Genomic DNA, 12963 nt, shown 5'->3' with positions numbered 1-12963 from the left:
ATGTCACTCTCCTAGCTATCTGTCCCATTTATCGCACAATGAATTGATCTGGTCTGCGAATTTTGCCAGATCCTTGTTGGCTCCGCCCTCGTTGTGGCGGATCACCGACAGCAGGCGCTCCCCGGCAGCCAGCAGACGCGCATAGACACCTACCGCCCGCTTCGCCGTCTCCACCGTCTTCGTCACGACGACTCCGGCCCTCTGCTCCAGCCATCTGCCGGAGGCCAGGTCGTAAACGGAACCGGAAAACGGCGCCTCCGCCTGATATCCATACTCTTCCTTTAAAACCTGCCTGAACGAATCGCACACTTCATCATTCCCGTGTACCAGAAATACTTCCCCTGGCTTCTCCTCAAATGCATTCAGCCACTGAATCAGCCCTTCCATATCTGCGTGGGCGCTCATTCCATCCATCTTTTCAATGTGGGCCTCCACATGAATGGTTTCACCGAACAGTCTCACCTCCCGGCCGCCTTCCAGCAGGCTTCTGCCCAACGTCCCGATAGACTGATATCCCGTAAAGACGATGGTACACTCAGGCCGCCATAAATTATGCTTTAGATGGTGCCTGATCCGGCCCGCGTCGCACATGCCCGCCGCGGAGATGATGACCTTCGGTTTTGTGTCAAAATTGATATCTCTCGATTCTGCACTGGTAATGGAGAGCTTCAGTCCCGCAAATGAGATCGGGTTGATCCCCTGCGTGACGAGCGCCTTCGTCTCCTCGTCGTAACAGTCCGTCAGATTATCCTTAAACACATTGGTCGCCTCGACGGCAAGCGGACTGTCGACATAGACCTCGAATCCGTCGTGGCCCTTCACCATGTGCTCCGCCTTGATGATGCGGAACATGTAGAGAAGCTCCTGTGTCCTGCCCACGGCAAATGCGGGAATCACCACATTGCCGCCCCGGTCCAGCGTCCTCTGGACAATATCCGCGAGAATGGAAACGTGGTCCGGTATCTGGCCGTGAAGCCGATCGCCATAGGTACATTCCATTACCACGTAATCCGCGTTTTGGATATACTGCGGATCCCGGATCAGCGGCTTGTTCTTGTTGCCGATATCACCGGAAAATACGATCTTCTTTGAGATATCATTCTCTGTGATCCACACCTCAATGGAGGCAGACCCCAGTAAATGTCCGACATCGGTAAACCGAATGGTAAGGCCCTCCTCCAGTTTTATTATTTCATCATAATTACAGGGGTTAAACTGCTTTAACACCCCTACCGCATCATTCATTTCATACAGCGGCACTTCTTCCTGCCGCCCGGCTCGTCTGGCCTTCCTGTTCTTCCACTCTGCCTCTGATTCCTGGATATGCGCGCTGTCCTTCAGCATGATGTTGCACAAATCCGCTGTGGCTTCGGTGGTGATGATTTCTCCGCGGAACCCTCTCGCATAGATAAACGGAAGCATCCCGGCATGGTCGATATGGGCATGAGTCAGGAGCACGTAATCGATCTCCGAATAGCTCACCGGAAGCTCTGCATTCTCAAAATAGTCCACACCCTGCTTCATACCGCAGTCCACCAGAATCTTAAGTCCTGCGGCTTCTAAATAGTGGCAGCTGCCGGTAACCTCATGGTCCGCACCGATGAACATTAATTTCATTGAAAGCCCTCCTTATTTTTCTTCTGTCGGTCATTTTTCTATTATAGCATAAATTGAAACCTCGTGAAAGACCTCATCCTCCTCTTCTGCCGTTCATGCTCATTTTATATGATAATGCAGATCATTCCTCCGTTGCTGTCGTTGATAATCTTCTGTAGCGTATCCTGAAGCTTTAACTGACAGTCCTCCGTAAGCTGGGAGACTTTTGCAGAGATTCCATCCTCCACAATCTGTTCGATGGACTTTCCAAAAATATTGGTGTTCCAGATGCCTTCCTCGCTCTCTCTGGCATTTTCCTTGATGTAGGCGATCAGATCCTCCGCCTGCTGTTCGCTGCCGACAATCGGGGCGATCTCCGTCTGGATATGAGCCTTGATCAAATTGATGGAAGGAGCCTCCGCCCGCATCTTAACGCCGTATTTGTTGCCGTGCTTGATCACTTCCGGCTCATCCAGGATAATTTCCGACCGTTCCGGCGTCACGACGCCATACCCTTTTAAGCGCACCTGGCTCATGGCCTGGTTCACCTTTTCGTACTCCGCCCGCATCTTTGCAAGATCGCTTAAGGTCTGCATCAGCTGGTATTCGCCTTCAATGGGGATTCCCACGTAGTCGCTTAAGATCTGATAATAATAGCTGTCATCCACGTCCATGCCCATGGAAACGCTTCCGTCCGCCATATTCATATTCTGTACCTTTACGGCCCGGATACTCTCGGTTGCACCATCAAACAGATCCGACGTGATATCCTTCATGTGGGTAACCTTTTTCACCATATCCTTGGCGGCCTGGATAATCTGGGATTTCAGCCAGTGGCTTGCAGGCAGGATCTCCAGCCATTTGGGGATATAGAAATCCATCTCCGTAACCGGGAATTCCTTCAGCACGCGTTCCAGGATATGATAGACGTCATCCTTTTTCAGCTGTTCACAGTTCACCGGCATAACGGTCACGCCGTATTTCTCCCTCATATCCTTTGCCAGGGCCGTGGTCTCATCGGAATACGGCCTTACGGAGTTTAAAAGGACGATAAACGGTTTTCCAAGCTCCTTTAATTCGGTAATGGTCCGCTCTTCTGCGGCTATGTAGTTGGGGCGTTTCAGTTCCCCGATGGTGCCATCCGTCGTGATCACGACACCGATGGTGGAATGGTCATTGATGACCTTTCTCGTTCCGATCTCCGCAGCCTTCGTAAAGGGAATCTCATATTCAAACCACGGGGTCTTTACCAGGCGCTCCTCATCGTTTTCGATGTGTCCGGCAGCTCCTTCGACCATAAATCCAACGCAGTCGATGAGCCGCACCTTTGCCTCAATCTCATCGCCCAGCCGGATCTCAGCCGCTTCCTTCGGTATGAATTTGGGTTCCGTCGTCATGATCGTCTTCCCGGCCGCACTCTGCGGAAGTTCATCTCTCGTTTGTGTTTTCTGATGCTCATCCACCATTTCCGGCAGCACCATCAGTTCCATAAACCGTTTAATAAAGGTGGATTTTCCCGTCCGCACCGGTCCTACAACGCCTATATAAATCTCTCCATTGGTCCGGGCTTTAATATCACTGTATACATCAAAATTGTCCATAAAGATACCCCCTTCTGTGCTGTTATAATATATGCGAGGGATCACTTAATATTCCAGCAAGTCTTTTAATCATAAGGAAAGCCCCGGGTTCTGCCGACCCTGGGGCTTTCCTTTCATGAATCATTAAGGCGTATCCGGCTTCTCTGAATCACTCACGAAATCATACTTTGAATTTCTGTAATCATACCTGGAACATCAAGACCTGCCTACAGGCCTCCCATAGACCGATTGATCCTTCAGCCTATTCACTTAAATAAGCCTTCTTCACGGAATCATCATTCATCAGTTCCTTCGCATCACCGCTTAGAACAATGTCTCCCGTCTCCAGCACGTAGGCCCTGTTAGCGATGGAGAGCGCCTTCTTCGCGTTCTGCTCCACCAAAAGCACCGTGGTTCCGGACTTGTTGATCTCCTGAATAATGTCGAAGATCTCGTTTACGTAGATCGGAGACAGACCCATGGACGGTTCATCCATGACGATCAGCTTCGGGTGAGACATCAGCGCGCGCCCCATGGCCAGCATCTGCTGTTCACCGCCGCTTAAGGTACCGGACGGCTGGTTCTTACGCTCCAGCAGTCTCGGAAAGCGCTTGTAGATCATCTGCAGCGTCTCTTCGATCTCCGTCTTGTCTTTTCTCGTATAGGCGCCCAGCTTCAGATTCTCGAACACGGTCAGATCCGCGAATACGCGTCTGCCCTCGGGAACGTGAGCCATTCCCATGCCGACGATTTTGTCCCCGCGGACCTTCGTGATATCGCGTCCGTCAAAGCCGATGGAGCCGCCTGCCGCTTTCAGCAGACCGGTGATCGTGTGCAGCGTCGTCGTCTTTCCCGCGCCGTTGGCTCCGATCAGGGCCACGATCTCCCCTTCATTTACTTCAAAGGATATGCCTTTTAACGCCTTAATGACGCCGTAATATACTTCCAGATTTTTAACTTCCAGTATTGCCATGCCTGTCTCCTCCTATTCTCCCAGATATGCCTTGATGACCTCCGGGTCATTTAACACATCTGCCGTATTGCCCTGGGCGAGCACCTGACCGAAGTTTAACACTGTCAGCTTCTCGCAGATACCGGAGACAAGTTTCATATCGTGTTCGATCAGAAGGATGGTCATGTCGAAATTATCGCGGACAAACCGGATGGTATCCATCAGTTCCTTCGTCTCGTTAGGGTTCATGCCGGCCGCCGGCTCGTCGAGAAGCAGAAGCTTCGGGTTCGTCGCCAGCGCACGGGCTATCTCCAGCTTCCGCTGTTTGCCGTAAGGCAGATTGGAGGCCAGGTAATCCTTTTCCTTATCCAGATCAAATACCTTTAAAAGCTCCACCGCTTTCTCATCCATGGTCTTCTCCACCTTAAAATACTTGGGAAGGCGCAGAATTCCGGCTGCGGTTGAGTAGGAATACTGGTTGTGAAGGCCTGCTTTTACGTTGTCGAGAACGGTCAGTTCCTTAAACAGACGGATATTCTGGAAGGTTCTGGCCACACCCGCGCGGTTGATCTCCATGGTCTTCTTTCCCGTGATGTTCATGCCGTCCAGCTGGATCGTTCCCATATTGGGCTTGTACACACCGGTCAGCAAGTTAAATATCGTCGTCTTACCGGCGCCGTTGGGGCCGATCAGGCCGTAGAGCTGGCCCTTCTCGATGGTAATGCTGAAATCATCCACGGCGCGCAGTCCGCCGAAAGAGATGCCGAGGTTTTTAATTTCAAGTAATGCCATGCCTATGAAACCTCCTTATCTGCCGTGTTTTTATGAAAATACCGTCTCAGGGAATGACGTTTTCTGAAATCGATGAATTTCGGACTCCAGTTGAAAATCATCATGACGATCAGGACGATGGCGTAGATCAGCATACGGTACGTATTGAGTCCGCGGAGCAGCTCCGGAAGCAGCGTCAGGATCACCGCCGCAATCATGGAACCGCGGATATTGCCGATTCCACCCAGCACAACGAATACAAGAATCATGATGGACTGGTTGTATCCGAAGTTCTTCTGTGTCGCCGTCAGTGCCGATAAGTTGTGGGAATAAAGGACTCCCGCAACACCGGCCAGTGAAGCCGATATCGTAAACGCCATCAGCTTGTACTTCGTAATGTTGATTCCGATGGATTCCGCCGCAATCCGGTTGTCGCGCACCGACATGATGGCGCGGCCCGATCTGGAATGAATCAGATTCAGGACGATAAACAGCGTGATCAGGATCAGGATAATTCCCACCGTAAACGTGGCGTTCTTCGGCGTTCCGTTGATTCCCTGGGCTCCGTTCATGATAATCTGACCGTCTTCCGCCATGTTAAGCGCCATGGCGTTCTTGATGGAGACATGGATGCCGTTCGCATCCTTTCCCAGATAGATGACATTGACCACATTCTTGATAATCTCACCGAATGCCAGCGTAACAATGGCCAGATAGTCGCCTCTCAGCCTTAATACCGGGATTCCCACGATGATGCCGGCTACAGCCGCGGCCGCAGCGCCCACCAGAATCGCCAGTGTAAAACGGACTCCCACACTGGGTATGGCCTCCAGCATACAGATGGAGAACAGAGAGCTGGAAAATGCGCCCACGCACATGAAACCTGCGTGTCCCAGGCTCAGCTCTCCCAGTATGCCTACCGTCAGGTTTAAAGAAATCGCCATTATCGTATAGATACAGAGCGGTACCAGAAGGCCCTTCATCAGGCTGCTTAAGTGCCCCCCATTTATCAGGATCTCTACAATAATATAGGCTGCTATCACAATCCCATAGGTCACTAAATTATTTCTTGTTGTTTTACTTATCTGCAGACTCTTCGTCTTTCCACTTTTTCCCATGGCCCCCACCTACACTTTCTCGTTAATCTTCTTGCCCAGAATACCGGTAGGCTTTACAAGAAGTACAATGATCAGGACTGCGAAAACGATGGCGTCGGAAAGCTGGGACGAGATATATGCCTTGCTCAGGTTCTCGATCACGCCCAGAAGCAGGCCGCCGATAAAAGCGCCCGGAATGGAGCCGATTCCGCCGAATACGGCGGCGACGAAGGCCTTGATTCCCGGCATGGAACCGGTGTACGGCGTCAGGGTCGGATATGCGGAACAGAGTAAAGTACCCGCGATGGCGGCTAATGCGGAACCGATGGCAAATGTCAGCGCGATCGTTCCGTCCACGTTGATTCCCATCAGCTGGGCGGCCCCTTTATCTTCGGAGACAGCCAGCATGGCCTGTCCCGCCCTCGTCTTCTTGATAAACGTGGTCAGTACAATCATAATCACGATACAGGAGACGATGGTTACCAGCGTTTCTCCTGAGATCGTCAGTCTTCCGCCGGCAAGCTTCAAAGCCGGAATCGTTACAACGGATGTAAAGGATTTCGGATTGGAGCCAAAAACGAGCAGCGCGATGTTCTGAAGTAAGTAGCTGACACCGATTGCCGTAATTAAGACAGCCAGAGGTGAAGCCATGCGGAGAGGTCTGTATGCGACCTTTTCAATGGTTACACCGAGAACCGTACATATAATGACAGCAAGAAGAATGCCAACAGCCGGTGGAAGCCCCATCGTGCTGACAACGGTGAATACCACGTATCCTCCGATCATGATGACATCGCCGTGAGCGAAATTCAGCATCTTGGCGATACCATATACCATGGTGTATCCCAGAGCAATTATTGCATATACACTGCCCAGGCTTAAACCATTAATAAAATAGGATATGAAACTCATCATATCATCGCACCTCATTCGTTGTTTATTCCCGCGAGGGTATTGGATTTGAAAAGAAGAGGGTCGTCCTCTGGACGACCCTCCATTGGGTCATATACCAAGCAGTGTTTACCTGATAAACTTACATTGCATTGTATACGCCGTCTACGATCTTTACAGCCTTCGGAGCCTTCTCCGGCTCGCCGTCAGCGGTCCACTTCATGCCTAAGCCGGTTAATCCGTCAACAGAAACCTCTGTCATGGCTGTCTTTAACTTGTCACAGATTGTGGAAGCGTCCATATCCGGAGTAATGCCCGCTTTTTCTCCGGCAGCCTTGATCGCATATACTGCATCGTAGGCATCGGCAGCAAACTGGTTCGGTATGTCTCCGTATTTCTCTTTATATGTAGTAACAAAATTCTTTGTCAAATCATCCTGTGCATCGGCAGCGAATGGTGTCAGCAGCATAATGCCCTCTGCCAGGGATGTATCGAAGTTTTCCACGGTTAAAAGACCATCCAGGCCGTCACAGCCGAAGAAGTCCGGTTCGTATCCCATCTGCTTTGCCTGCACCAGAATTAAGGATGCCTGCTGATAGTAGATCGGAAGGAATACCAGTTCTGCGCTGGCGTCCTGTGCCTTCTGAATCTGTACGGAGAAGTTCGTATTGTTGTCAGCGGTAAACGCTTCATCAGCTACCACTTCAAAGCCCTGGTTAGCGGCTTCCGCGATGAACTTGTCATGAATACCGGATGAATAAACGTCGGAGCTGTCATAGATTATTGCCACTTTGGTAGCCAGCTTGTTCTCGCCGATATACTGGGCCGAAGCAGCACCCTGGTTCGGATCGGAGAAGCAGATACGGAACTGGTTGTCAAACTTCGCACAGTCCACAGCAGAACCTGACGGTGTCAGCTGGAACAGGTTGTCATTGCTGGACTCTGCGCCTACAGCGATACACGGTGCGGAAGTAACCGTACCGACTAACATCTGCATACCCCAGTCTTTTAATGTGTTGTAAGCGTTGACCGCTTTTTCTGTGTCGCTCTCGTCATCCTGGAAATTGTACTCGATCTGTGCTCCGCCGATACCGCCGGCCGCATTGATCTCATTGATTGCCAGTTCAGCGCCGTTCATAACGGCCTGTCCGTAAATAGCAGTTCCTCCGGTAATCGGTCCGATTCCGCCGATCTTAAAGGAACCTCCTGCAGTCTGGTCAGCTGCTGTCGACTCAGCTGCTCCGGCATCCGCTGCAGCTGTCGTTTCCGCTGCGCCTGCCGTTGTCGCGCCATTGTCACTCTTGCCGCCGCATGCAGTTAAGGATGCAGCCATAACGGCAGCCAGGCCAAGGCTTACCAGCTTCTTTGTTGTTTTTTTCATAATTCATTCCTCCTCTTGAATTTGAAATTCATATATACAGTTCCTATGACTATATATACATAGTCTCTATAATAAGATGGCTTTTTTAAAATGTCAACTAATTTCCATATATTCTTTCAAAATTCAATCTTCCATCCATATTTTACCATGGAAGGTCGGAGCTCTCGATGGTTTTGTCCCGCAGCATCAGGCCTTTTACGGCCTCAGAGGCTGGTTTATCATCGAATAATATTGCATTAACCTGTTCCACGATGGGCATGTCGATCTCATATTTTTCCGAGAGCTTCAGCGCCGCCTTCGCGGAGTAGACGCCTTCCACCACCATCTTTACTTCCTTCATGGCCTCTTCCATGGTATACCCTTTTCCAATCAGGATTCCGGCGCGGCGGTTCCGGCTGTGCATACTGGCGCAGGTAACGATCAGATCACCGATTCCCGACAGTCCGCAGAAGGTCTGGAACTTACCGCCCATAGCGGTTCCCAGCCTGGCAATCTCGGCAATTCCCCTCGTGATCAGCGCGGCCTTCGTGTTGTCGCCGTATCCCAGTCCATCCGCAATACCGGCGGCCAGAGCGATGACATTCTTAAGCGATCCGCCCAGTTCAATTCCCTGCATATCCGGGCTGGTGTAGACGCGGAACACCTCACTCATGAAGACAGACTGGACATACTCCGCAGTCTTTTTGCTGTGGGCGCCTGCGACGCAGGTGGTGGGAAGTCCCTTGCTCACCTCTTCCGCGTGGCTGGGTCCCGACAGAACCGCGACGTCCGCCATGGGAAGCTCCTCTTCCAGAATCTCGGAAAGCGTTTTAAGCGTCGATTCCTCAATTCCCTTTGCCACATTTACAATAATCTGTCTTTCTCTGCAGTAAGGCTTCATCTTCTGCGCCGTGGAGCGGACATAGACGGAAGGAACGGCTGTAACCAGCACGTCCTTATCCTTCATGACCTCCTCCAGGCTTTCCGTAAACATCATCCCATCCGGAAGAACCAGATCCGGCAGAGTGTGATGGCGCCCAGTCGTCTTCATCTCCGTAATTTCCTCCGGCAGCGCCGACCATACGGATACGTGATGACCGTTGTTATACAGGAGAACAGCCAAAGCGATTCCCCAGCTTCCTGAACCGACAATCCCAATCTTTGCCATGATACTTCACCTCGTTTTTATTTTTTACCAAAACTTATTTTGTTTTCATTTCCATGAACCAGTCTTACAATATTGGCCCTGTGGCGCCAGAATGCCTGGGCGCTGATCACAGCCGCAACTATGTAAAACTCTGGGAGATATCCCGATTGTACAGAAAAGCTGCCGTTGTTTCCCATAACAATCATCCACACGAGAAAAATCGTGGCTACCACCAGCGATCCCAGTGAGACGAACCTCGTCACAGCCACAATCAGGACAAAGGCCAGGAGAGTCACTACCATCAGCCGTAAGTCCAGGGCTACGATGAGACCGGCGGTAGCTGCGATTCCCTTTCCGCCCTTAAAATTCAGATAGAACGGATAGTTGTGTCCCAGAATGACGCCAAGACCGGTATAGAGTACCAGCAGACAGGCAATCTCCGGCCGGTCCCTAAAAAGGATCCGGACAAGAATACAGGGGATAAACGCCTTTAAAAAGTCTCCGAAGAAGACAACCGCTCCCGCTTTCTTTCCCAGCACGCGAAGCGCATTGGTTGTCCCTGAGTTGCCGCTTCCGTAATTACGGATATCAATCTTATTCAGCCTGCCGTAAATATAGCCGGTCTGAAGCAGGCCAAATAAATAGCCCGCTGCCAGACAAATGATTCTTTCCATACCCTACTGTTCCTTTCCGCTGCGCTCTCTGGCAATAAACTTGAGAGAGGTTCCCTTGAACCCGAAGGCTTCCCTGATCTTATTCTCGATATACCGCGTGTAGGAGAAATGCATCAGATTCTTGTCATTGACGAAGATGACGAACGTCGGCGGCTTCACCGCTACCTGTGTAATATAGTAGAGTCTCAGGCGTTTTCCCTTATCCGACGGCGGCTGCTGTAAGGCTACCGCTTCTGTCATGATCTCGTTTAACACACCCGTGGCGACGCGAAGCGTCTGGTTCTGTCTCACCATGTCAATCAGCTCAAACAGACGGTTCGTCCTCTGTCCCGTCTTCGCCGAGATGAACACGTACTCCGCATACGGCATGAAGGCCAGCGTATCCTTAATCTTATTGGTGTATTCGTAAATAGTCTTATCATTCTTTTCGATGGCATCCCATTTATTCACGGCAACGATGATTCCCTTACCGCGCTCATGGGCGATGCCGGCGATCTTGGCATCCTGTTCTGTCACGCCCTCTGTGGCGTCAATCACCACCACCACCACATCTGCGCGTTCTACCGCGGTTACCGTACGGATGATGCTGTAGCGTTCCAGTTCTTCCTTAATCCGGCTCTTCCGGCGAAGTCCGGCCGTGTCGATAAAGACGTACTCCGTCCCGTTATACACGATCTCCGTATCCACCGCATCCCTCGTGGTTCCCGCGATATCGGATACGATCACGCGGTTTTCTCCCACCAGCTGGTTGATTATGGAGGATTTGCCGACGTTGGGCTTACCGACGATGGCAATTCTCGGTCTGTCATCCTCCTCTTCCTCTTCGGTGCTATCGCCGAAGTATTTGACCACCTCGTCGAGCAGCTCGCCCAGACCGAGTCTGGAAGCGGCCGAAACCGGAACCGGATCGCCGATGCCGAGATTATAAAACTCGTATACATCGTTGCCGAACTTTTCGAAGCTGTCCACCTTATTGACAGCCAGAACGACCGGCTTCTTGGACTTGCGCAGCATGTCGGCAACCTTGGAATCCGCGTCCACCAGGCCCTGGCGCACATCCACGATGAAGACGATGACGTCCGCAGTCGCGATGGCGATCTCCGCCTGTTCTCTCATCTGGGACAGGATGATATCGCTGCTGTCCGGCTCGATTCCACCCGTATCAATCAGGGTAAAATTCTTATCCAGCCACGTACAGTCGGCATAGATTCTGTCTCTTGTGACACCGGGAGTATCCTTAACAATGGATATCGTATCTCCGGCCAATACATTAAACAACGTAGACTTCCCGACATTTGGACGGCCTACGATGGCAACAACTGGTTTACTCATATGAAATCTCCTTTAACTCATATCCTTCATAGGAAGGGCTTCCCTCTTCCACAGGATGAAGTACGGCCTGTACAAAATCCTGACCGCTTGATTTTACAATATCTACCTTTACTTGTAAAGCTTTTTGTAATTCGCCGCGGGTAATATCGTCCAGAAACACCTCTTCGCCGCTGCGGAACATGCACTCCGGAAGCAGCAGTCTCGACCCCAGACGTTTATCCTTAAGCTGGCCGATCAGGTCCTGCCCGGTGACCAGTCCGGCCACTGTGATCTGCTCCCCGAAGAAGTAATTCCTGATCGGGTACACGTGAATTGTAAAGTTTGGGTATTTCCGGCGGATGGAATTCACGTGGCGCTCAATAAACGGGGCCGCCAGCTGTCCTGTGGCAATGGAAATCTCCGCTTCCGTCTCATCTCCCTGCAATTCCTGAAGCGCTGACTCAACCTCCTCTTCCAGAAGCCTCAGCATTCCTACGCCGTTCTCCAGCTGAATGTATCCGTCATACCGTTCCTCCTCCGGCAGCGGACGTCCCGCCAGAATGTAAAATTCGTCGCTGGCGTGAATGAAATGGGTCCCGTGTTCCTCAAAGAGCTTCTTCTGCCACCGCTCGATCAAGTCGATGGTTTTAGCAGCATCTTCCTTTTCGATAGGTCTTAGCGGGTAGAGTCCGTCGCGGAACTTGGAGAGCCCGACTGGAACCACGGAAACGCTCTCCATATAAGGCAGATACTTCGATAAGTCTCTTATGGTCCGTTCCAGCTCCTCCCCGTCATTTAAGCCCTTGCATAAAACGATCTGGCCGTTCATGGGGACTCCGGCTTCGTAAAGCTCATCGATCCGCTTTAATGCCTGTCCGGCAAAGCGGTTGTGAAGCATCTCACAGCGAAGCTCGGAATTGGTCGTCTGCACCGAGATGTTGATGGGAGCCAGCTTGAACTTAATGATGCGCTCCACATCGTAATCGCTTAAGTTGGTCAGCGTCACGTAATTGCCCTGCAGGAAGGACAGCCTGGTATCGTCGTCCTTAAAATACAGCGTCTCGCGCATACCCGGCGGCATCTGGTCGATGAAGCAGAACACGCATTGATTCCGGCAGGAGCGGTACTCGCTCATCAGACCGTTCTCAAAGGTGATCCCCAGGTCCTCATATCCGTTTTCTATCTCCAGCTCCCACTCCTCGCCATCGGCCTTTCTGACCTCCATGACGATGGATTCGCTGTTAATATAATATTCATAATCGAAAATGTCTTCCAGCTCATGGCCGTCTATCGACAACACGCAGTCGCCAGGCTCCAGTTCCAGCGCCTCCGCGATGGACCCGGGATCCACAGCCCCTATTTTATGTCCTTTTCTGCTCATATTTTCTGTTGTTTCCCTTCTGTTTTATCTTCTCTATCATAACAATATTATCAATCTTTGTAAAGAAAGCCTTTTTTGTTTTTTTCCATGAAATGTAAGAATTGCTATTGACGCATTGTGTCGAAGAATGGTATAAATGGATGTAAGATTAGAACTGGGCAGTCTTATGGGACTGCCTGTTATTAATTTATGGAGGATTTCAT

General features: G+C 51.1%; 11 protein-coding genes. All 11 read right to left on the bottom strand.

What is annotated here, in order from left to right:
• Positions 1-15: 15 nt before the first annotated feature.
• Complete coding sequence (locus tag DFR60_RS12560; protein WP_110323209.1) at positions 16-1617, bottom strand: MBL fold metallo-hydrolase RNA specificity domain-containing protein; 1602 nt, start codon at positions 1615-1617, stop codon at positions 16-18.
• Between the two features lie 104 nt (positions 1618-1721).
• Entirely contained in the window at positions 1722-3197 is a 1476-nt protein-coding gene (gene spoIVA, locus DFR60_RS12555; protein WP_110323208.1) for a stage IV sporulation protein A, read from the bottom strand.
• 241 nt (positions 3198-3438) lie between these two features.
• Positions 3439-4149: an ABC transporter ATP-binding protein gene (locus DFR60_RS12550; protein ID WP_002603982.1), complete on the bottom strand. Its 711-nt coding sequence runs from the start codon at positions 4147-4149 to the stop codon at positions 3439-3441.
• A 12-nt stretch (positions 4150-4161) separates the two neighbouring features.
• Positions 4162-4920 carry an ABC transporter ATP-binding protein gene (locus tag DFR60_RS12545; protein ID WP_110323207.1) on the bottom strand — a complete coding sequence of 253 codons (759 nt, stop codon included), beginning with the start codon at positions 4918-4920 and terminating at the stop codon, positions 4162-4164.
• Between the two features lie 2 nt (positions 4921-4922).
• Positions 4923-6017: a branched-chain amino acid ABC transporter permease gene (locus DFR60_RS12540; RefSeq protein ID WP_110323206.1), complete on the bottom strand. Its 1095-nt coding sequence runs from the start codon at positions 6015-6017 to the stop codon at positions 4923-4925.
• 9 nt (positions 6018-6026) lie between these two features.
• Positions 6027-6908: a branched-chain amino acid ABC transporter permease gene (locus tag DFR60_RS12535; protein ID WP_025529313.1), complete on the bottom strand. Its 882-nt coding sequence runs from the start codon at positions 6906-6908 to the stop codon at positions 6027-6029.
• Between the two features lie 121 nt (positions 6909-7029).
• On the bottom strand, positions 7030-8268 hold the full coding sequence (locus DFR60_RS12530; RefSeq protein ID WP_110323205.1) for an ABC transporter substrate-binding protein: 1239 nt from the start codon (positions 8266-8268) through the stop codon (positions 7030-7032).
• A gap of 142 nt (positions 8269-8410) precedes the next feature.
• On the bottom strand, positions 8411-9415 hold the full coding sequence (locus DFR60_RS12525) for an NAD(P)H-dependent glycerol-3-phosphate dehydrogenase (RefSeq protein WP_110323204.1): 1005 nt from the start codon (positions 9413-9415) through the stop codon (positions 8411-8413).
• Positions 9416-9432: 17 nt separating this feature from the next.
• Positions 9433-10068 (bottom strand): glycerol-3-phosphate 1-O-acyltransferase PlsY, encoded by a 636-nt coding sequence (gene plsY / locus DFR60_RS12520; RefSeq protein WP_110323203.1) that lies wholly within the window; start codon positions 10066-10068, stop codon positions 9433-9435.
• Positions 10069-10071: 3 nt separating this feature from the next.
• Positions 10072-11400: a ribosome biogenesis GTPase Der gene (gene der, locus DFR60_RS12515; RefSeq protein WP_110323202.1), complete on the bottom strand. Its 1329-nt coding sequence runs from the start codon at positions 11398-11400 to the stop codon at positions 10072-10074.
• Complete coding sequence (locus DFR60_RS12510; RefSeq protein ID WP_110323201.1) at positions 11393-12760, bottom strand: DUF512 domain-containing protein; 1368 nt, start codon at positions 12758-12760, stop codon at positions 11393-11395. Before DFR60_RS12510 ends, der begins: the two co-directional genes overlap by 8 nt.
• Between the last annotated feature and the right edge of the window lie 203 nt (positions 12761-12963).

It is taken from the genome of Hungatella effluvii (genome assembly GCF_003201875.1).
GTDB lineage: Bacteria > Bacillota > Clostridia > Lachnospirales > Lachnospiraceae > Hungatella > Hungatella effluvii.
The sequence above is the reverse complement of the archived record's forward strand: the minus strand, read 5'-3'. Positions and strand labels throughout refer to the sequence as shown.